The 21,586-nt window shown below is 40.1% G+C and carries 21 protein-coding genes; 16 read left to right on the forward strand and 5 right to left on the reverse strand.

Annotation, left to right across the window (positions count from 1 at the left end; translation table 11 throughout):
- Positions 1 to 245 precede the first annotated feature (245 nt).
- From ACXAEY_RS08195 to ACXAEY_RS08210, 4 genes are all read left to right on the forward strand, one after another.
- Complete coding sequence (locus ACXAEY_RS08195) at positions 246 to 818, forward strand: RNA polymerase sigma factor (protein ID WP_270179163.1); 573 nt, start codon at positions 246 to 248, stop codon at positions 816 to 818.
- Positions 802 to 1,539, forward strand: coding sequence for an anti-sigma factor (locus ACXAEY_RS08200; RefSeq protein WP_474811265.1), 738 nt, complete (start codon positions 802 to 804; stop codon positions 1,537 to 1,539). The genes ACXAEY_RS08195 and ACXAEY_RS08200 overlap by 17 nt, the downstream gene beginning before the upstream one ends.
- Positions 1,540 to 1,763: 224 nt before the next feature.
- Positions 1,764 to 3,296, forward strand: coding sequence for a glycine betaine uptake BCCT transporter (locus ACXAEY_RS08205; RefSeq protein ID WP_474811267.1), 1,533 nt, complete (start codon positions 1,764 to 1,766; stop codon positions 3,294 to 3,296).
- 133 nt (positions 3,297 to 3,429) lie between these two features.
- Positions 3,430 to 5,592 (forward strand): FUSC family protein, encoded by a 2,163-nt coding sequence (locus ACXAEY_RS08210; protein ID WP_474811269.1) that lies wholly within the window; start codon positions 3,430 to 3,432, stop codon positions 5,590 to 5,592.
- Between the two features lie 31 nt (positions 5,593 to 5,623).
- Here ACXAEY_RS08210 and ACXAEY_RS08215 read toward each other — a convergent pair whose 3' ends face one another.
- The 5 genes from ACXAEY_RS08215 to ACXAEY_RS08235 all read right to left on the reverse strand — a co-directional run bounded on the left by ACXAEY_RS08215 (position 5,624) and on the right by ACXAEY_RS08235 (position 9,927).
- Positions 5,624 to 5,896, reverse strand: coding sequence for a cytochrome C oxidase subunit IV family protein (locus ACXAEY_RS08215; RefSeq protein WP_474811271.1), 273 nt, complete (start codon positions 5,894 to 5,896; stop codon positions 5,624 to 5,626).
- Between the two features lie 5 nt (positions 5,897 to 5,901).
- Positions 5,902 to 6,495, reverse strand: coding sequence for a cytochrome c oxidase subunit 3 (locus tag ACXAEY_RS08220; protein ID WP_270179158.1), 594 nt, complete (start codon positions 6,493 to 6,495; stop codon positions 5,902 to 5,904).
- Positions 6,495 to 8,444, reverse strand: a complete 1,950-nt coding sequence (gene ctaD, locus ACXAEY_RS08225) for a cytochrome c oxidase subunit I (RefSeq protein WP_474811274.1) — start codon at positions 8,442 to 8,444, stop codon at positions 6,495 to 6,497. Before ctaD ends, ACXAEY_RS08220 begins: the two co-directional genes overlap by 1 nt.
- Entirely contained in the window at positions 8,444 to 9,148 is a 705-nt protein-coding gene (gene coxB, locus ACXAEY_RS08230) for a cytochrome c oxidase subunit II (RefSeq protein WP_270179156.1), read from the reverse strand. The genes ctaD and coxB overlap by 1 nt, the downstream gene beginning before the upstream one ends.
- 155 nt (positions 9,149 to 9,303) lie before the next feature.
- Positions 9,304 to 9,927 carry a LysE family translocator gene (locus ACXAEY_RS08235; RefSeq protein ID WP_474811276.1) on the reverse strand — a complete coding sequence of 208 codons (624 nt, stop codon included), beginning with the start codon at positions 9,925 to 9,927 and terminating at the stop codon, positions 9,304 to 9,306.
- Between the two features lie 156 nt (positions 9,928 to 10,083).
- Between ACXAEY_RS08235 and ACXAEY_RS08240 the strand changes: the two genes are divergently transcribed.
- The 12 genes from ACXAEY_RS08240 (at position 10,084) to ACXAEY_RS08295 (ending at position 21,434) form a co-directional block, all read left to right on the forward strand.
- Positions 10,084 to 10,797: a class I SAM-dependent methyltransferase gene (locus tag ACXAEY_RS08240; protein ID WP_474814770.1), complete on the forward strand. Its 714-nt coding sequence runs from the start codon at positions 10,084 to 10,086 to the stop codon at positions 10,795 to 10,797.
- Positions 10,798 to 10,855: 58 nt separating this feature from the next.
- Positions 10,856 to 11,419, forward strand: a complete 564-nt coding sequence (locus tag ACXAEY_RS08245; RefSeq protein ID WP_474811278.1) for a GNAT family N-acetyltransferase — start codon at positions 10,856 to 10,858, stop codon at positions 11,417 to 11,419.
- A gap of 87 nt (positions 11,420 to 11,506) precedes the next feature.
- Positions 11,507 to 11,938, forward strand: coding sequence for a GNAT family N-acetyltransferase (locus ACXAEY_RS08250; protein ID WP_270179153.1), 432 nt, complete (start codon positions 11,507 to 11,509; stop codon positions 11,936 to 11,938).
- Between the two features lie 249 nt (positions 11,939 to 12,187).
- Positions 12,188 to 13,534 carry a copper amine oxidase gene (locus ACXAEY_RS08255; RefSeq protein WP_474814772.1) on the forward strand — a complete coding sequence of 449 codons (1,347 nt, stop codon included), beginning with the start codon at positions 12,188 to 12,190 and terminating at the stop codon, positions 13,532 to 13,534.
- A 196-nt stretch (positions 13,535 to 13,730) separates the two neighbouring features.
- Positions 13,731 to 14,969, forward strand: coding sequence for an ABC transporter substrate-binding protein (locus ACXAEY_RS08260; protein ID WP_474811281.1), 1,239 nt, complete (start codon positions 13,731 to 13,733; stop codon positions 14,967 to 14,969).
- Positions 14,959 to 15,822 carry an ABC transporter permease gene (locus ACXAEY_RS08265; protein WP_474811283.1) on the forward strand — a complete coding sequence of 288 codons (864 nt, stop codon included), beginning with the start codon at positions 14,959 to 14,961 and terminating at the stop codon, positions 15,820 to 15,822. The genes ACXAEY_RS08260 and ACXAEY_RS08265 overlap by 11 nt, the downstream gene beginning before the upstream one ends.
- The gene (locus ACXAEY_RS08270; protein WP_474811285.1) at positions 15,819 to 16,640 is read left to right on the forward strand and encodes an ABC transporter permease; all 822 of its coding nucleotides are present in this window, start codon (positions 15,819 to 15,821) and stop codon (positions 16,638 to 16,640) included. Before ACXAEY_RS08265 ends, ACXAEY_RS08270 begins: the two co-directional genes overlap by 4 nt.
- 16 nt (positions 16,641 to 16,656) lie before the next feature.
- Positions 16,657 to 17,646 carry an ABC transporter ATP-binding protein gene (locus ACXAEY_RS08275; RefSeq protein ID WP_270179149.1) on the forward strand — a complete coding sequence of 330 codons (990 nt, stop codon included), beginning with the start codon at positions 16,657 to 16,659 and terminating at the stop codon, positions 17,644 to 17,646.
- Positions 17,643 to 18,296 carry a TVP38/TMEM64 family protein gene (locus tag ACXAEY_RS08280; protein ID WP_474811288.1) on the forward strand — a complete coding sequence of 218 codons (654 nt, stop codon included), beginning with the start codon at positions 17,643 to 17,645 and terminating at the stop codon, positions 18,294 to 18,296. The genes ACXAEY_RS08275 and ACXAEY_RS08280 overlap by 4 nt, the downstream gene beginning before the upstream one ends.
- A gap of 17 nt (positions 18,297 to 18,313) precedes the next feature.
- The gene (locus ACXAEY_RS08285) at positions 18,314 to 18,895 is read left to right on the forward strand and encodes a CDP-alcohol phosphatidyltransferase family protein (RefSeq protein ID WP_270179147.1); all 582 of its coding nucleotides are present in this window, start codon (positions 18,314 to 18,316) and stop codon (positions 18,893 to 18,895) included.
- A gap of 4 nt (positions 18,896 to 18,899) precedes the next feature.
- Complete coding sequence (locus tag ACXAEY_RS08290) at positions 18,900 to 20,336, forward strand: dihydrolipoyl dehydrogenase family protein (RefSeq protein ID WP_474811290.1); 1,437 nt, start codon at positions 18,900 to 18,902, stop codon at positions 20,334 to 20,336.
- 18 nt (positions 20,337 to 20,354) lie between these two features.
- Positions 20,355 to 21,434: an FAD-dependent oxidoreductase gene (locus tag ACXAEY_RS08295; RefSeq protein WP_474811292.1), complete on the forward strand. Its 1,080-nt coding sequence runs from the start codon at positions 20,355 to 20,357 to the stop codon at positions 21,432 to 21,434.
- Positions 21,435 to 21,586 lie beyond the last annotated feature (152 nt).

The raw sequence follows: 21,586 nt of genomic DNA on the forward strand, positions 1-21,586 counted from the left end.
TAAGGTCGATTGCGGTATCAGTGAAAACAGTATGATATACTAAACGACAGAAAACAAGAAGCTTATTAGACTGACGATGTCAGTCGCTTTTCGTAGAGTGCGTCCTATTTAATTAAGGGCTCTCTTTCGTTAAAACCATATATTTTCATTGAAAAACACATCCAAATAGGAGAGGTAGACGTTAGCTAGATGTAGACATTCTACTCTTCTGGTGGAGATCACTTGTGAGAATAAAGGAGAATGGTATGAGAGAATTGAGCGATGCTGCCCTTTACGAGAGGGTGCAGGCAAAGGACAAGGAAGCCTTAGAAATCCTTTATGATCGGTATGAAAAATTACTGTATTCATTTTCTTATCGCATCGTAAAGGACGGAGGGCTGTCAGAAGAAGTACTACAAGAAGTGTTCATAAAACTCTGGAAAGGTCGAGCTCAATATAGTGAAGAAAAGGGGAAGTTCTCTTCCTGGATATTGACCATGACACGTCATACTGCTATCGATCATCTTCGTAAACAATCGAGAGAGCCAGATTTTGAATTAGATGAGCGAGATGCTCTTCATAGTGATGAAGCTTCTGTAGAAGACCAAGTCGAGTGGAAAGAAAGAGGCGTCGTACTAAGAGCGGCCGTTTCTAAATTGAAAGAGGAACAAAAAAGGATTATCGAGATGTTTTATTTTAAAGGAATGACGCATAAAAAAATTTCCCAAGAATTTGACCTCCCACTCGGTACTGTAAAAGGCCGGATTCGACTCGCACTCAAACATCTTAAAACTAATCTGGCAGAGAAAGGAGGGGTCTCAGATGAAAAACAATTGTGATCAGCTACTTGACTATTTCAATGGAACGTTAACCGATGAAGAAAAGAAAACGTTCGAGGCTCACCTTGAATCTTGCTCAGACTGTAGAGAGGAGTTGCAAGAGCTGGAAGATTTAACTAGTGACCTTCCTTATCTCTCGACACCAGAAGAGCCTCCTTCAGGAATGAAAGAGCGAGTCCTTCAGAATGTTTTTGAAAGTGCGTCTGAGGATATGGGCGAAACAAACACGAAAGAAAAGAGTTCCAATGTAACTCATTTGAATGAAGCCAAACGATCTCCGAAATGGTTAGCTCCAGCCCTAGCTGCTGCGTTATTTCTATCGCTTGCTGGAAATGCTTATACGTATATCACAGATGAAGGAGCAACCTCTGAAACAGAAGTATCGTCATTGTTAAAAGCAGTACAGTTAGAACCTTCGGGAGCTTCGACATCTAAAGGAGCGGCAGCTTTAGTATCTGACAATGGCAAAACCAATCTAGTTGTTCAAGCAGATGATCTTGAAGGTGTAGAGGATGATCAGGTGTATCAAGTTTGGTTGCTAGAAGGTGAAAAGCCGTATAGAGCAGGTTCATTTGTACCAAGTGAAAACGGAAAAGGTGCCGTTTCCTTCGAAGTTAAATACGAAGGAGATCATGATTGGACCGCAGTGGCAATCACTCTAGAACCGAATGCGAAGAGTAAAACTCCTAAAGGTGAAATCGTCATGAGTTCAGGATTGTAAAAGCGATGATAAAAGCAGGGCTACGATAAGAGTTCCCTGCTTTTATTTATGGTGAATTTTAGGAGAATCAGCAGTGGTTTCTAGTCGATAAGAACGGGGTATATTGTACTAAACATAAAAACGGATTTGAATAATTTAAGAAAATTTATTATGATTAGTAACTATGTGGTTACTATTTACTAGATATTTTCGTTAGCTGCATAATAAAATGAGGAGTGGATGGAATGGATAAAGTAACAAAAGTATTCTGGATAGGCCTCGCAATCGCGATCGTCTTCGTAGGATGGGGCGTGATTATGCCTGGGAATCTTGACCAGGTTATGACCACATCGAAAAGTTTCTTTTTAAATCAGTTTGGATGGTTCTATCAATTAGCAGCAACATTTTTCCTGATTTTTGCCATTTATTTGATTTTTAGTAGATTTGGTAATATTAAGCTAGGTAAAGACTCAGACAAGCCTGAGTATAACAGGTTAACTTGGTTTGCAATGCTATTCAGTGCAGGAATGGGAATTGGGCTCTTGTTCTTTGGAGTATCAGAACCGATGTCTCACTTTTCTACGCCCCCACTTGGAGGAGAAGGTGGAACTGTTGATGCAGCTCACCAGTCTTTAAGATATACATATCTTCACTGGGGATTTCATGCGTGGGCAATCTACGCTACTATTGCTCTTGCTCTTGCTTACTATAAATTTAGAAAAGGGGCACCAGGTCTTATCAGTGCAACGCTATATCCGTTGCTTGGAGATCGTGTGAAAGGACCGATTGGGATCACTATCGATATCATTGCAGTATTTGCAACGATCTTTGGTGTTGCAGCATCCCTTGGTCTTGGTGCTCAGCAGATTAATGGTGGCTTAGCTTACCTCACGGATATACCTAACAACTTCACGGTGCAGTTGATCATCATCGCTGTCATCACAGTGCTGTTTACAATTTCCGCTGGAACGGGAATTAAAAAAGGTATCAAATATTTAAGTAACACGAATATGATTCTAGCTGTTCTTTTGCTTGGACTATTTATCTTCCTAGGTCCGACGAAATTTATTCTGGACCTATTCGTAACTACTTTTGGTGAATATGTACAAAATATTTTCGGAATGGGGATGCGTCTTGCACCTATGAATCCAGAAAATGAGTCATGGGTTCAAGGTTGGACAATTTTCTATTGGGCTTGGTGGATCGCTTGGTCTCCGTTCGTAGGAACGTTTATCGCCCGAGTTTCTAGGGGGAGAACGATCAGAGAGTTTATGATTGCTGTTACCGTAGTACCTACAGTCGTTTGTGCATTCTGGTTCGGAGTGTTTGGCGGTTCAGCTATTTTCTTCGACTTTAACCAAGGTACAGATATTGCAGGACAGGGACTTGAAACAGCATTGTTTTATCTCTATGAGCAGGTTCCTCTTGGAGGTATCCTAACGGTCGTGACTCTCTTATTAATCTCTACTTTCTTTATTACATCAGCTGACTCTGCTACATTTGTTCTCGGTATGCAAACAACAAACGGTAGCTTAAACCCACCGAACTTCGTTAAGTTCAGCTGGGGCTTTGTGTTGGCTGCATCTGCAGTTGTTCTGATGATTACAGGTGGTCTACAAAGCATGCAGACTGCCATCATCGTGAGTGCGTTCCCACTAACGATCATTCTATTGTTTACATGTTGGGGAATGATTAAGTCTTTCAGTGAGGAAGTGCCTAGAAAACAACGTAGTACAGAGAAGAAGACAAAAGCACCAAAAGATCCAAAAACGGTTTAATAGCTATTCAGCCTTTGAAGATAATAGTCTTCAAAGGCTTTTTATTTCATTAGAAAAACAACACCGGAAGTGCTAAAGAAGGGGAGCGAATCGACGTGTGGAACATACAAGTTAATTTAGCTAAAATAGAATTATGAAAAAAACAATGCATAGGTCGCTTCTTCATTCACTTATTCGCGTAACTCCTGCAGATCCAGGAAGATCGAGATTACACCAGGCTTTACGTATTACGATTAGCGTTCTGTCCTCGTCACTCACTATGCTCATCTTTGCCTTTACATTAGGTGCTTCATTTCCTGCTTCTATATTAGCTGGAGTCGTTAGCTTACTGACATTATTTTTAGTGAATGATGATACAGAGAAAAAGAAGAAATTCTCTACGCTGATTTTAGTTGTTTCAAGTGCAGTTGCGTTAACGGTGAGCACATACTTAAGCATTATTCCATTTGCGATAGATTTCTTATTCTTAATCGTCATTTTTCTAGCATATTATTTACAGCAATTTGGGTTCCGTTATTTCGCAATGTTCACCGTTGCATTTTTATCAACATATTTTTCTACTTTACTACAATTGAAGATAGAAGATATTGGGTGGTATCTTCTTGGTATTGTGATTGGAGGAGGCTATTCATATGTATATCGGTTTTACCTCATAAAAAACCGACCGAAAGTTGAGTTGATTAATAGCGTCCGCTCATTTCACACTCAAACGAATATGACCCTTGATCTGGTGTTAGAGGCGATTGCAAACCCTACTACTAATCAGTCTGTACCTTCTCAGCTTCGAAAAGATATTAAAAAGATCAATTCTTATTCTCAAGTCATTTCAAGCTCTCTTAATAACACAGAGCCTGAGGAAATTTGGCCTGGTATCGATGCTGAGCAATTGAGGTTCTATATATTTGATGCAGAAATGCTAATACAGTCTCTTTATTATGTTGTAGACCGTTTAAAGGATCTGCACGTATTACAACATACGAACATAAGAGTACTGTTGTACAAAGTTGTAGAATCGATACGTGATGCCGAAGTACTGCGTACTCATGACGTGGTTGGTAATCTAAAAAAAACTGAATCGGTTATTAGCGAACTTAGTTCAATGATAAAAGCCATGCAAAAAAATCATGAGGTCGATAAGGACTGGCTTTGGTTAATTAGGAGAATCGAAGCGATATCGAATCACTTAGTAGAGAGCTCCAGGCAATTAGGGAAGCGAAGGGATGTAAATCTGGAATCAGTTAAGAAAGTTCAGGCAGATGAGGTAGCTGACAACACATCAGAAGATGCAAGGCTAGCAAAGAACAAAGCGTTACAAGCAATCGTGGCTGGTAGTGTGGCGATTGTAGTCGGCTATTTCTTATCGCCTGCACATCAATACTGGGTGCTTTTATCAACCTTTATCGTATTGTTAGGAACAGATACGGTTGGTATGACTTTTCAGAAAGCAACCGAGAGATCCATCGGTACAATTTTTGGGGCTATAGCAGGCTTTGGAATTGCGCTTTCCTTATCTGGACAACCGGTATTTGAGTTGATCACATTGTTTTGCTGTGTGTTTCTTGCCTTTTATTTGATGCCTATATCATATGGAATCATGATGTTCTGGATGACTACGCTCATTGCAATTATGTATGACTTCATAATGGGTGGGATAACGGGTGAACTTATTATGTCGCGTGTTATCGATACGTTAGTTGGTGCGGCGATCGGTTCCCTTGCCGCAGCTATAATCTATCCTAGAAAAACAAAAGAAAAAGTAGCTGTCGCAGCAACTGAATTCTTTGTGAAATTAAGAACGTATGTATCGGATTACCTCCATTCTTATACGGAAACGAACTCCCATCACCAGTTTATTAACATGGCGTTTGAGTTAGATGAGAAATACCAGAATGTTCTAAACGATGCGAAGCCCTTAAGAAATAAAGTATCCATCATGCAGAAATCAAACATTGAGCAGTGGATTACAGTTGTTACTGCAATAAATTACTACGCAAAGCACCTCCTTGCTTCTTCAAATCGAAACAGAGCGATACTCTCTGTACCTGAGTTGGAAGAAGAGCTAAAGAAAACTTATCATATTATCAATTACAATATCGAAGCGTTATCGAAGGGCATACACGGGAATTCGAAAACCGTCATGTATAGTTTGGATTCGATTCGTGACAAAGTAGAAAAGTTGGATGCGGGGAAAGATAATAAAGAACTCAAAGGTCGAATCAATGATCTCTATTATGTTTGGAAGATTAACGAGTCTTTGTTGTTACTAAGTAAGAGTTTCGGTATGCGAGAAAAATAGGAGAACCAGGGGACTTCACCCCTGGTTCTTTTTATAATATAGCTAGAAAGAAAATCGTTAGAACTGCGATGAACCCACCTGCCGCAACAGATGTAATTCGATACCTTCCCTCCTTTTCTTTAATATCCATAAATAAGACCAATTGAATGACCACTTGAATCATCGCTAAGAAGATAAGTACATATGGTAGAAATTCATTAGAGATCCATTCACTGTATACGATGTAGAAAGCAATAAGCGTTAGAAGAATCATCGTAACGAACATAACCGAAATTTTTATAAGGTGGTCGTTCTCTTTCTTCATTTCACTCACACCTTTCCGAGTAGATAGACTACTGTAAAGATAAAGACCCAGACTACATCTATAAAGTGCCAGTATAAGCTAGCAATAAACAGCTTTGGTGCAGTTTCTTTAGTGATCCCATACATCATCAATTGAATGAGCAACATAAAGATCCATACGATCCCAAAGAGGACATGTGCTCCATGAGTACCTAAAAGCATATAAAAAGCACCGAGGAAAGGACTACTACTAATCGTTGCGCCTTCCGCGACATAAGCCATAAATTCAATTCCTTCAAGAATGACGAATCCTAATCCCAAACTGATTGTAAGAAGAAACCAAACTAAGGTCATCGTTTTTTTACCAAGTTTTAACGTATAAACACCTAGTGCACATGTAAAGCTACTAGACAACAGCACGATTGTACTTACGATAATCTCAGAAAGGTTGAAGAGTTCCTTTGCTCCTGGTCCGTTGTTGGTTAACTCCTGTACTGATACATAAATACCGAATAAGCAACCAAATACCACTACCTCTGCACCGATCAAGAACCAGAAAGCTAAAATATTCATTTGCGCATGGTGGTCGCTAAATAGGTTTTTTTCAGCTAGAGATGGCATTAGTAACCCACTCCCTTGTCGTTATAGATCACTTTGTTTTTCGGTATGGAATAGCCATTCTTATTCTGGAAAGACCGAATTGTCATAGTAGTGAAGACACCAGCCATACCTAGAATTGCTACAGACCAAATTTCGAAAACAAAGCCAAAGGAAGCGATTAGAAATGCCATTCCCATAAAGAACGGCAATGAACTTGAAGAAGGCATATGGATCTCATCATAATCGCCTTCGAAATCGATGTTGTGTTTCTGTGCTTCATAGGCAGTCCATAACGGCTCACCGGAAGTTACGACTGGAATTCGTGCGAAGTTATAGGGTGGGGGAGGACTAGGAACCGTCCACTCTAACGTTCGTCCACGCTTCATCCATGGGTCGTGTTGCTGAACAAATTTTCCGTACCGAGTCGTGAGATAGATGTTTAGCATAAAAAACAAAACGCCTATTCCCATTAAAAATGCACCGCAAGTACTCACAAAATTAAGCCAACCAAGTCCTTCTCCTTCTGGATATGTAAATACTCGCCTCGGCATCCCCATCAATCCTAAAATATGCATCGGAAAGAAAGTGAAATGAAATCCGATCACAAACGTCCAAAAATTCCATTTTCCAAGTTTTTCGTTTAACATCTTACCGAACATCTTTGGCCACCAATAATAAACCCCTGATAGCACTCCGAAAATCGTCGCGCCTATAATGACATAGTGGAGGTGTGCAACAACAAAATAGCTGTCATGATATTGATAATCTGCTGGAACTGAGCCAAGCATGACGCCAGTAACACCGCCCATTACGAACGTTACGATAAAGCCGAGAGCATAAAGCATAGGGGTATCGAATCTTATTCGTCCACCACGCATCGTAAACAACCAATTGAAGATTTTGATACCAGTAGGGATCGCGATCAACATTGTAGTCAAGGCGAAGAAAACGTTGATATTTGCACTTAGTCCAACTGTAAACATGTGGTGGACCCAAACCATAAACCCTAAGAATCCGATCAAAATGATTGCAAACACCATTGAAGTATACCCGAATAATTTCTTCTTCGAAAAAGTACTGATAACATCTGAGAATATCCCAAAAGCAGGTAGCGCGATGATATACACTTCAGGGTGACCGAAAATCCAGAACAAATGTTGCCAGATCAGTGGATTTCCTTCAGATCCTGATAAGATGATTGTTCCGAAAAGTCGTTCGAACGTTAATAACAGCAAAGCTACCGCAAGAGCGGAAAATGCATACACGATGAGTACCGAAGTAATGAGCATTGACCAAGTTGATAGCGGCATCCTCATAAACTTCATCCCAGGTGCCCTCATTTTTATAATCGTTACGATAAAGTTGATCGCACCCATAATTGTTCCGAGTCCTGCGACTTGTAGTCCGATCGGATAATAGCTGTTCGAAGGTCCCGGGGTAAATTCGTTGAGTGATAGAGGAGCGTATGTAGTCCAGCCAGCATTTGGTGAACCTCCAGCTATAAAGCTGACGTTTATTAAGATTCCCCCTGAAATAAACAGCCAGAGGCTCAATGAATTCATGAATGGAAAAGCAACGTCTCTTGCACCGATTTGCAATGGTACGATCACATTCATCAATCCGATTAATAGCGGCGTAGCAACAAGAAAGATCATGACTGTTCCGTGTGTACTTGTAAGTTGGTTGAATCGTTCTCCTTGAAATACCCAGAATTCATTTTCAGGAAAAGCAAGTTGCATTCGGATCAATAAAGCTTCTAACCCTGCTCTAAGAAAAAATAAGAAAGATACAACCAAATACATGATGCCAATCTTCTTATGATCTGTTGACGTGATCCAACTCCAGAGCCACTTCCATTTATGGTATCTCGTAAGTAAGAAGGTCGTTGCGATGATGATGATCACAAAAGATATGTCAGCTAAAATGATGTCTGATGGTAATGTACGAAAATAATGATAGATGCTATTCATCAGTTGTTCTCACCGTCCTTCATTTTCTCTATCCAAGTTGAAAAGTCATCTTTGTCTAAAACGATCGTATCAAACGTCATCAAAGCATGCTCCGCTCCACAGAGTTCAGCACACTTCCCGCTATATGTACCTGTTTCGATGGCGGTCATCCGTAAAGTGTTTTCCTTTCCAGGAAGAGCATCCCTTTTTCCGCCTAGTTGCGGAATCCAAAATGAATGGATAACATCTTTTGATGAGAGCTTGAATGTAATGGGGCGATCTACAGGGATGCGTAATTCGTCTCTTGAGGTAATGTTATATTCAGGATAGTAAAACGACCACTGAAACTGTTCTCCTGTCACTTTAATCGTTAAAGGATCTTGGTCATTGTTAAAAGGCTCATCAAGCTGATAAGTTGTTGCAAAAGTAGGTACAGCAAGAACGATGATGATAATAAAAGGGATGACGATCCAACTTATTTCGAGCTTTTTATTGCCAGCTTTTTGAGTTGGGAAGTCATCTTCCTGTCCAGGCTTTTCGCGGTACTTTACTAAAAATCTCACAAAAAGAGTAAAAACAACTGCTAGTACGATACTCATCAGTAAAAGACTTAATAAGAGAAGGTCCAATTGCTTTTCGCCCGCTGTTCCTTTTGGATTTAATACAGCGATGGAAGAACAACCTGACAGAAAGAAAGCGGTTCCGATAATGTATAAACTTCTCATGAAGGCTCTCCTCTCTATATAAGTGACTAACAATCTCCATTACCCAATACCCATTTATTTGAAACAGCGCACTCAAAAAGCCACACGAATTGGAGTCGCGTGGCTTTACTCGACATTATGAGCTTTAGTCATGTGCACTTCTTAAACAGAAAATGTTACTTGCTGCTAAATGCGATCTGGATACCGATGATCCCAAGCAAGACACCTTTGATTACATTTATTTTCCCAAGGACCGCTGAATTTTTTAGGAGAAGTCCTTTGATACTGCTAGCGAACAAGCTGATTGAGGTGAAGATAAGAAAAGCTTGGACGATAAATATCATTCCTAACAACACCATTTGTAAAGAAGCATATCCTGAATGTTGATTAACAAACTGAGGAAGAAGAGCTAGGAAAAATAAAGAAACCTTAGGGTTAAGTATATTCATAATAATCCCTTTTCGATAAAGAGCGATATAAGATTGGTCTCGTTGGTTTTTTAGGAGTGTAGATTGCTTCCTTTCGCGAAATGCTTGAAATGCAAGGTATAGTAAGTAAGCTGCTCCCAAATATTTTACGATTGAAAAGGCAAGTGATGATTGGTACAGAATTGCAGATATTCCAATTGCGGCAGCACTTATATGTACAACAAGTCCTGAGCATAATCCGAGAGAAGTAGCGATACCAGCCCGCTTATCCTGAGAAATGCTCTGAGCAAGCACGAACAAGTTGTCAGGGCCAGGCATGAGGGTTAATACTACCGCAGCAAATAAGAATGATAGTAATACGGATAGATCCATGAGATTCTTTCCTTTCTAGTATGGTATTGTTTAAGTATATAAGAGAAACCGTCTTTCAAAAAGGGATTCTGGGAGGAGTTTCAAATTTACACAGATCTATTTAAAGGTGCGGCACCATTTTATGCAGCGTATAGGCTACGTTATCCTTCCGAAGTCATTCGGTTAGTAGTGGACCGTTTTCATCTGTCGTCTCAAGATCGAGTGTTGGATGTAGGTTGTGGACCAGGTCAGCTTGCGATCAGGTTAGCAGATTGGTCAAAACATATCGTAGGTGTAGATGTTGATGAAGGAATGTTACAGGAAGCAAGTAAAATGGCAAATCTATTAAAAATTTCGAATATCGAGTGGAAGTTAGCAGATGTAGAAAAATTTATTAACCTTCAACATCATGAATCATTTAAGTTAGTAACAATGGGGAAGTCTTTTCACTGGCTGAATCGTTCGCATTTTTTAGAAAAGCTTTATCCTACAATCCAAAAAGCTGGTGGAATAGCGGTTATTGACGATTATCAACCAGATAACGTTTTAGAGGATTGGCAGATTGCATTCTCTAAGGTTGCTAAGAAGTGGTATGGCGAGGAGCGTCGAGCAGGTAGCGGTACATATTCCCATCCTACATTAAGTCATGAAGAAGTGATTGAGAAGTCTCCATTTTCTATAGAAAAAGTAGAATGTGAACCTTATGAGCATTATTGGACAATCGAAACGTTATTAGGTCATCATTATTCCACTTCATACGGATTGAAGAGCTACCTGGGAAGTAATGTTGATGATTTTGAAGCTGAAGTAAAACGTGAATTATTAAGTATTCATTCAGAAGGCAAATTTAAAGAAGAGATCAGAGTGAAAGTGTTGCTGGGCTATAAATGACAAATCATTTGGTTTAGTGGTATAATTCTGACATTTATAACGTTTTGGAGGCTGCTAAATGAAACCGATTTTAATAGATTTTCCTCACGAGATTCATACTGAACGGTTGTATATACGATGTCCTCTCCCTGGAGATGGTCTTGTCGTGCATGAATCGATTCAAGCATCAAGAGCTGAATTAAAGCTATGGATGCCCTTTGCGAAAAACGACCAATCTAAGGAAGAGGTAGAAGAAAACGTAAGAGAAGCTCATGCCGCCTTTCTTAAAAGAGAAGATTTAAGGTTACACATCTATCATAAAGATACTGGGGACTTTATAGGGTCATCCGGCTTACATAGAATTGATTGGAACGTTAGAAAATTTGAAGTAGGGTATTGGATTGACACTCGACATTCTGGTAATGGATATATGACTGAAGCTGTTCGAGCAATAACAGAATTTGCGTTCAAGGAATTACATGCGAGAAGAGTGGAAGTAAGGTGTGACACGAAAAATAATCGTAGTATGAGAATCATAGAGCGACTAGGATTTTCACTAGAAGGAATTTTACAGAATGAAGACGTTTCGATAGATGGAGAACAATTGAGGGACACATCAATCTATGCAAAGGTAAGGCAGTGAGGTAAAGTTACCCAATTCGATAAACTAGCAGGAACAAAGCTTCATTATAAAGAAATACCATAAAAGAACTGCAAGGAGGGGACATAGTTGATTGAACGTGCAAGTGCCGAAGAAAAAGAATACATCTTATCGAATTCAATTCAGTCGGTAAATGAGGGGACGACAAACCCTGGAATTATAAAAGAAGACAAAGCGATCGAAATCGTTACTTCAATCCTTGAACGCGGGGGATATCATCTTGTATATCGAGATGGCGATCAAATCGCGGGTTGGGTATTGATTGGAGAAAACACGGATTACTTTACGGGTATCAAACACGGATTCATCTATGATGTATTTGTATTTCCAGAGTTTCGAGGAAAAGGCTATTCAAAAAAATTAGTACAAGCAAGTATTCGTGATCTTAAAGAACAAGGTTTTGAGGAAATACGTTTAAATGTATACTCATCTAATTTTGCGAAATATATCTATAAAGATATTGGATTCAAAGAAATGCAAACCATTATGGTCTACAAATAATCAGGACTGAAAGGCCCCTTTGCTTGAGTAGCATAAGGGGTCTTTTTTATTTTACGACTAATTACCCCAAATTCTATAACCGTTCTAAATCCATTATTATCAAGGGTTCTAGAGGATTATCACGAGTATTTTTAAAAAAATCATAAAAAAGATGATCCAACTTCTAATCCATTCCGTTAGCTAGATGTATAAAAATTTAAGGGGAGTGGATGTAACATGAATACGGAAAATAATTTGAAGAAAAGAGTAATCGACTGGAAGAAAGGACTCATGATCGTCCCACTAAGTTTTTCTCTATTGATGCCGACAGGCGCATTTGCAGATGATCACGGTAACCATGCGGACAAGCCTACAGTTGAAACGCCGGCAGCAGATCTTAGAGCTACACTAGGACATCTACTTAGTGAGCACGCATACCTTGCAGTTGAAACGATGAGAAAAGGAGCAGAAGGTGCGGATGATTTCGAAGCATCAGCTGGAGCACTTAGCGAAAATACAGAAGCGCTAACGGGAGCAATTTCTTCAGTATACGGTGAAGAAGCTGGTAATCAGTTCAACCAAATCTGGAGTGACCACATCGGATTCTTCGTAGATTATGTTAAAGCAACAGGAAGTGAAGATGAAGAAGCAAAGCAAGAAGCGCTTAACAATCTTGAAGGTTATAAAGAAGAGTTTTCAAAATTCCTTGAAACAGCAACTGGTGAACGTCTAGAAGCAGAATCTTTAACAAAAGGTCTTCAGATGCACATCGACCAGCTAATTGGTTCATTCGATAGCTATGTTGCAGGAGATTACGAGAAAGCTTATGCACAAGAACGTGAAGCGATTGCTCACATGCATGGAGTAGCAAAAGGTTTCTCAAGTGCGATTACCGATCAATTCCCTGAGAAGTTCGATGAGACTAAAGCCGTAACACCTGCCTCAGACCTCCGTGCAACTCTTGGTCACCTGCTTTCAGAGCATGCTGGTTTGGCAATGATGACGATGCAGAACGGTATCGATGGTTCAGACGACTTTGAAGCGTCAGCGCAAGCTCTAAATCAAAATACAGAAGCTCTCACTGCAGCAATTTCATCAGTTTACGGTGAAGAGGCTGGCATGAAGTTTAATGAAATGTGGTCTGGTCATATCGGTAACTTCGTAGAATATGTACAAGCAACAGGTGCGGAAGACGAAGCAGCGAAGGAAAAAGCATTAGAGGCTCTAGATAACTACCGTGCTGACTTCTCTAGCTTCTTAGAAACAGCGACAGAAGGCCGTCTCAAGTCGGATGCATTAGCTGAAGGTCTCCAAATGCACGTGAATCAATTAGTCGGAGCATTTGATAGCTACACAAACGAAGATTATGATGCTGCATATGATTCTGTAAGAGAAGCTTATGCTCATATGTACAAGCCTGCTAAAGGACTTTCAGGAGCGTTTACTGACCAGTTCCCAGACAAGTTTGCAATGAGTATGCCAACGGACATGCCAAAAACAGGTATGGGAGGTACTGCTGAACAGCAGATGCCGATCGAGTGGATATTGGCAGCTGTTCTAGCTACGATGGCAGCGACAGGTGTAGTGGTTAGAAGAAAATTGCAGAAAGATAGCTAATACAGCTAATAATCTTCATCGAACAGCAATAGCCCACGCGCTATTGCTGTTTTTTTATCTAAAAACATACTCTGTAAGGTGTATTACAACAAAATTTGTTTGAACAAGATATAATTAAGATAGGAGTTTATTTTTATAAACATAAAATAATTATGGTAAACTTGTGCGCGCACTTTCACGAAATGGAGGTTTTAGAATGAAATGGAAATTATTTATCTTTATAGCCGGTTTGATTATGTTGACAGCTTGTGGCAATAGTACAGAAGGCGAGGCTGGTAATGAAGAAGTACTTTCAAAAGATTGGACGGAAATTGAAAAAGATGCAGAAGGAACAGAAGTTAATCTGTTCATGTGGGGAGGAGATGAAGGGATCAATCGATACATCGATGATTGGGCTGCTCCTGAGCTAAAAGAGAAACATAATATTACATTGAACAGACAACCGATGAATACAGAAGAGTTCATGCAAAAGCTATTAACAGAAAAGAAAGCAGGTAAGAATAAAGGAACGATCGATATTATTTGGATCAACGGTGCAAATTTTAAGAATGCAAAAAACGCTAATTTGCTTCTAGGCTCTTTTACAAATAAATTGCCTAACTTCAAGAAATATATCGGAAATGATGATCCATCAGCAGCTTTTGATCAAGGAACGAAAGTAGATGGTTTAGAAGCACCATGGGGGAGCGTTCAATTTGTATTTAACTATGACTCGAATAAAATTGATACACCACCTAAAACGTTGGATGAATTGAAAGCTTGGATTTCTGAGAACCCAGGGAAATTCACTTATCCTAACGTTTCTGATTTCACTGGGAACACGTTTGTAAAGCATCTGTTGGTAGCTAGTGCGCCAGATCGTGTTGATACGATGGCAAAAGAGTTTGATCAAGATTTAGTTGAGAAGAACGGAGAGTATGTGTGGTCATACCTAAATGAAATTAAACCAAACCTATGGCGAAATGGCGAAACGTATCCTGAGTCATTGACGAAGTTAGATACGTTGTACAGCCAAGGGGAAGTCTGGATGACGATGGGTTTCAATGAAGCGAGAGCGGAAAGTTTAATTAAAGATGGTACGTTCCCTAAAAGCACAAAATCGTTTGTTCTTGAATCACCCGGCTCTATTTCTAACAATCATTATTTAAGCATCCCATTTAATAGCCCTAACCCCTCCGGAGCGATGACGGTCATTAACTTCTTAGAGTCTCCTAAAGCTCAAATTGCTAAGATGGATCCAAAGATGTGGGGAGAAGGGATGGTACTAAACTATGATAAGCTCGAGGAAGAAGAAAAGAATAAAGTTGACTCACTAAATCGCGGTGAAAGTGTAATTTCTTCCGAAAGGTTGAATACGTACAAGCTTCCAGATTTAGATACAGGTTATACGGAGTGGATTACGAATGATTGGGGAAACAAGGTTTTTGAAGAATAAGCATAAAGCATGGTTTTACTTAACGCCTGCAGTGATCATCATCTTATTCCTAGTAGGTTATGGGATGTGGTCTGCTGTAATTCAAAGTATGCAAACAATAGGGGGAAAGTGGACGTTTGAGTTTTACGAGGAACTTTTTAGAAGCGATTCCTTTTTAAGATCCTTAAAGTTTACATTTTGGATTACCCTCATCTCTACCATTCTCTCGCTAGTTATTGGCCTTGTGCTGACTAGAATACTGTATCGTTTATTTCAGCACTCTTTTGTAAAGGGACTCGTATGGATTCCAATCTTGATTCCTCACTTTGTAGCAGGATATCTCGTTTTCCTATTTCTTTCACAGAGCGGATTACTTTCTTCCTTGCTTTTTCAAATTGGATTAATAAACGACAGATCGATGTTTCCGATACTCGTCCAGGATACACGAGGAGTGGGAATCATCCTCACATATGTCTGGAAAGAAGTTCCGTTTGTTATTCTGATGCTTCTCCCAGTTTATTACGAAATCGATCATCGTTATTCAGAGGTGGTTAGAACGTTAGGGGGGAGCAAATGGGATGAGTTTAAAACTGTTGAATGGCCATGGCTTCTCCCGATATTATTAGAAGTTGCCATTATTTTGATCGCTTTTGTTTCGACTGCTTTTGAAGTTCCCTATTTGTTAGGAGTAACAAGGCCTGAAATGTTGCCTGTTCATGCATTCGATTGGTTCTATAGCGGAGATTGGAGCAATCGTCCTTTAGCTTTTGCAGCAATGATCATACCTGGGGGCGTTTCACTCCTCTTAGCGGGAATCTCATTCAAACTTATACAAAAGCATAGGCTACGCTTAATTAAAGGGAGAGTGCGATGAGGTTAAATGAAATTATTTCAGGGAAGAGAAGAAAGGTGATCGTTCTTATCACGTTGCTTGTTTTTATGATGTTGTTTATTCTTCCTCTCATTACGATCGTAGTAAAAAGTTTTGCTTCTGATTGGAAGTGGCCGATTCTGTTCCCAAGAGAACTTGGCCTTGATGGGTGGGAGGTTATTTTTAGTGATCCCGCACTGGTAGATTCTCTCATTACAACGTTAAAACTGGGAATAATGGTAGTACTGTTAAATTTAATCATAGCGATGCCGGCAGCAAGAGCATTAGCGATGTATTCGTTTAAAGGAAAGTTCCTTATCGAGGCATTCCTATTGTCACCTATTTTGATTCCAGGCATCTTATTAGCAATGGGCTTACAGTATACCTTGATTCAGTTTGGATTGGCAGATCGTCTAAGCGGGGTATTACTCGTTCATTTAATACCAACCTTGCCGTACTCGATTCGTATCATGAGGGCAGGGTATGAACGACTTGGAAAAGGCTTGATTGAACAAGCGGCAGTGCTCGGTTCAGGGGCAGTCGCACGTTTTTTTACAGTTTCTCTACCTTTACTGATTCCAAGCATTAGAAGCTTAATGCTATTAACATTTGTGATATCTCTTGGGCAATATGCCCTAACAGCAATTATCGGTGGAGGGGTTGTAACAACACTGCCTTTGCTATACTATCCTTATTTTTCAAGCTCCAATGAAGCGGTTATCGCTGGATTCTCATTATTATTTGCTTTACTTCCACTCCTATTTGTAGGAGTTGCAGAAATAGCATTAAGAGCGGTCATTCGGGTAGTCAATCGAATTTGAAAGGAAGTTTATAGGTATGAATGACCTTATTCAATGTAACCAGTTAACCAAAAACTATTCGGGAGAGCCGATCTTAAAAGGTGTATCTTTTTCTCTGAAAAAGGGAGAACATGCAACGATTGTTGGACCTTCAGGATGTGGAAAATCAACGTTACTACGGTGCCTAGCAGGACTTGAGTCGATCGACAGTGGAGATATTATGCTCAATGGAAAGTCGGTGACAAAAACCAAACCTGAAAAACGTTCGATCGTTCTGATGTTCCAAGATTCCTTATTATTTCCCCATCTATCCGTGCTCGAGAACATCACGTATGGATTGAAAAGGAAAAAGGTTCCTAAAAAAGAGCGGATCTCAGAAGCACTAGACATGATACAAAAGGTTAAGCTTTCACCTTGGAAGGATGCCTATCCGCATGAACTTTCTGGTGGCCAGAAGCAGCGGGTTTCTCTAGCAAGAGCACTTGTGTTAAAGCCAGATTTACTATTACTTGACGAACCATTCAGTTCTTTAGACGCTTCGCTTCGAGAATCTTTAAGGGGTGAAGTAAAGGAAATATTACGGGAGGAAAACATTACATCTTTATTTATTACGCACGACAGGGATGAAGCAATCGAGTTGGCAGACATGCTTGCGGTCATGAATGAGGGTCGATTGATACAACAGGGGACTCCTTATGATGTTGTAACGTACCCTTCCTCTACAGAAAGTGCAAGAATCATAGGGGAAGGTCTTCCTTTAGAAAAAGGATTTGTACCTCAACATCATATAACTGCTATAGATCCACATAATAGAGTTCAAAATGATCAGGAGCTGGTTTCTATTCCTGGAAAGGTAACCGCGCTTACAGTGAAGAACAATTCAGTTTGTTACCGTGTATCTTGGGAGGGTGGAACCATTCTCGTTCCTTCTGAAGACAAATTAGAACCTGGTCAAGATGTTGTGTTAAAAGCAGCGCACGTATACCCGTATGATCGAAACGGACGTGAATGGAGCAATACCCCATGACGATTAGAGCGCTAATAAAAGGGATCGTTGTGATATGTCTTGTGATAGGCATTTACTTGCTTAATGAGAATGTGTTCAACCTGCGCCCTTCCCAAATTCGTTCGTGGATTTCGTCTTTTGGACTTTATGCGCCTGTGATCTTCCTTATAGCTTGTATAGGCAGGCCGTTCATTTTATTTCCAACATCGGTACTTTCTATAGCGGGTGGCTTGGTTTTTGGTCCGTATATTGGAACGCTCTTAGCTGTAGTAGGGGGATCGACTGGAGCACTTCTTTTCTTTCTTGCTGCTCGAAAACTAGGCTTCAAGGCTCTACCAGAAGCTTTGCGCAAGCGAGGAGAGAAATTAGAAAAAGGGCTCTCAGAGCAAGGATTCGCATACGTGTTGCTATTAAGGTTGGTCCCCTTTCTGCATTTTGACCTCGTCAGTTACGTGTGCGGTGTTTCTAATGTTGATAAGAAGAAATATTATTTTGCAACGTTAGTAGGTATGCTTCCTGGTGCGCTTGTTCTGAACTTTTTAGGTGCGAGTTTTTTATCAAACAATATCAAATCGGTTGCAATTGTATCGGTTATTTTATTGGTTCTCCTATTAATCACGTTGTATATACGTAAAAAGGCATTCGGATCAGAATTAGAAGAAGAAATTTAATCGAAGGATGGTGTACTGTGCTCGATACTCATGGCAGGAAATATGTACAGCCTGTTATGGATAGAACCGCAGGCTGGTTACTTAAGATAGGTCTTAGTGCGAACCAGGTAACGATCATATCGTTTATTATCGGGGTCACATCCGGGTTGTTTATTTATCTAGATCATCCTGTTCTAGCGATCATTGTATTATGGGTTTCTGGATATTTAGATGCTGTGGATGGGACGATGGCAAGGAAAACGAAGCCCTCAGCATTTGGAACAGTATTAGACGTAAGTTTTGATCGAGTTGTAGAGATAAGTGTGATTTTAGGACTTGCCTTTGCATTCCCTGAATCGATGTGGGCATTGTTATTATTGAGTACCTCGATCATATTCGCAATGACGATCTTCTTAACGGTAGGAGCTGTTTCAGAAAAACAAGGAATCAAATCATTTTATTACCAAGCAGGTGCAGCTGAACGGACAGAAGGTTTTTTATTGTTTACTGCTATGATTCTCTTTCCTGGGTACTTAACGCTACTTACCCTATTGTTCTTAGCAATCGAACTATTTACAAGCATACAAAGACTTACTGAAGCAAAAAGAATACTCGGATAGAGAGGTGTTTAGATTGGAAAAATATGATCTGATCGTAATAGGAGGAGGTTCAGGAGGGTTAACTGCTGCAGCAGGTGCCGCTAACATGGGCGCGAGTGTAGCGTTGATTGATGACCAGCCAGGACTTGGCGGAGATTGTTTGCATTTTGGATGCGTTCCTTCAAAAGCCTTTATTACTGCAGCAAAAGAGGTTCATGCTGTCTATAAAGGTGCTAAAGAATTTGGCTTAACAGTAAATGGAGAGGTTCGATTCCAACGCGCGATCGAACGCGTTCATGAAGCGATCGAAGAAATACAAGAAGTAGATAGCGATGAACGTTTTGAGGAACTAGGCGTAACAATCTATCGGGGAAAAGGATCTTTTGTCGATGAACATACTGTGTCGATCGATGGACAAACTTCCATTTCAGGTAAGCGGATTGTCATTTCAACAGGGTCCAGCCCGAACGTTCCTCCTCTTGAAGGAGTAGATAACGTCTCTTTCTTAACGAATGAATCCATCTTCAATTTAGATCACCTACCTGAGAGTATTGTATTTATAGGTGGGGGAGTCGTTGGTCTCGAACTTGCTCAATCATTAGCAAGGTTTGGATCGAATGTTACTGTCATCGAAACGTCAGATACTATCTTAAAAAAAGAAGATAGTGACATTATTCCAGTAGCTCGAGAGATTTTAGAAAAAGAACTGTCATTTATCTATAATGCAGAGGTAACAGGAGTATTCACACGTGAAGGAAGAAAAGTTGTCACATATAAAGTTGATGGCAAAGAAGAAGAGCTCGTCGTTCATGAGATTATGATGTCGACAGGACGAAAGCCTAATACCGACAAGTTAAACCTTGAAGCGGCTGGTGTGGATTCCAACAAAGGCTACATTACAGTAAATGAGCAGCTTCAAACATCGAAGTCTCATATTTATGCGATCGGTGACGTCAATGGAGCTTTTCCATTCACGCATGGAGCCGGAATGGAAGGGAAATTGATCGTACAAAATGCTGTGTTCGGTTTAAGAAGAAAAGTGAAGTATGATAATGTACCATGGGTGACGTACACTGATCCTGAAATCTTTCATCTTGGATTAACTGAGAGCGAGGCAAGAGAAAAGCACGGTGAGGATGTACGTATATTCAAAGTTGATATTAGCGATGTCGACCGTTTTATTGCAGAACGTAAGAAAGACGGTCTTGTGAAGGTAATCACTGATTCGAAAGGGAAAGTGTTAGGGGCACATGCAGTAGGCGAAGATGCTTCGAGCTGGATGCAGGAAATTGTGTTTGCAAAAGAACATGGACATAAGCTAGGAGATCTATCGACGGTTATACATCCGTACCCGACCAAAGGAGCAATTCTGAATCAAGCTTCAGATTTATATTGGCGTGAAAAACTCTTCGATGGTGTCATTCCAAAGGTTGCTGAAAAGTACATTAAGTGGGTTCGGTAAGAGAAAAGGATGATTTGATTGAAAAAGAAGTTATTGTTGATCGGTGGAGGTCATGCTCACCTTTATGTGATAAAAAAACTACAAGAAGAAGCAATAGATGCCGAGGTATCAGTCATTTCACCGTCTGAGCACCAATATTATTCAGGAATGTTTTCAGGATTTATGGAGGGGTTATATGAATTAGAAAAGATTCGTATTCACATACCGACCCTCGCTAAAAAAGCAAATGTCACTTTTATTAAAGGCGCAGCATTGTCGATCGATGCAGAAGCGAAAGTGGTGCTGACTGAAAAGGGTGATATCGTTCCTTACGATGTTTTATCAATTGATATCGGATCCTACACGGGTGGGATCGATGTGCCTGGTGTAAGGCAACATGCGTTACGAATTAAACCTACTTATCGAATTGAAGAAGTAGTAAGTAAGTTGTGGGACGCAGATGAGCCGGTTGTTGTAGGTGGAGGTGCAGCAGGAATCGAAATTGCGCTCTCTTTACATGCAAAAAGACGTTCGGAAGATGCTCCAGTAACGTTAGTAACCCAATCTACGCTTTTAGCAGGAGAAACTGAAAAGGCAACGTCTAAGATTCAAGAGATTGCAAAGGAAAAAGGGGTAAAAGTATATGAACATGAAAAAGTATCGAACGTTACTTCCTCCCATGTTATTACTGCCGGAGGTAAGCAAATCGCTTATGATGAACTATTATGGTTGACTGGTCCTAAAGCGCCTGGCATTTTTCAAACGTCAAAATTGCCAGTTGATCCTCAAGGTTATTTGCTAGTCGAAGATACACTACAAGTAAGGGAATACCCTGCTATTTTTGCTGCGGGAGATTGCGCTTCAATAAAGGGGTTTCCGAAACTTCCAAAGTCAGGAGTCATCGCTGTTAGGCAGTCAAAAGTGCTTTGGGATAACATTAAAGCCTTTATAAAAGGAGAAGACGGAACCCGTTTTCAACCGAAGCAAAGTTATCTCTCTATCCTTTCCACAGGAAACCGTGAAGGTCTATTATTATATAGTAATTTAAGTTTTCACCACCATCTTTCATGGAAGTTAAAAAATAAAATCGATCGGAAGTTTGTTGAAACTTACAAATAAACCTAAGAAAGCAGGCTGCGAAGCCTGCTTTCTTAGGTTCACTTCATCACAGGATGTGCAATTTCTTGGCGTTCGCGTTTATAATAGAAGTGAAAGCTTAGTAGCTAAATTGAGGCTTGAACAATTTAGTTAAGCGATATATCTAAAGCCAA

The organism is Anaerobacillus sp. ABA4_114 (assembly GCF_056159065.1).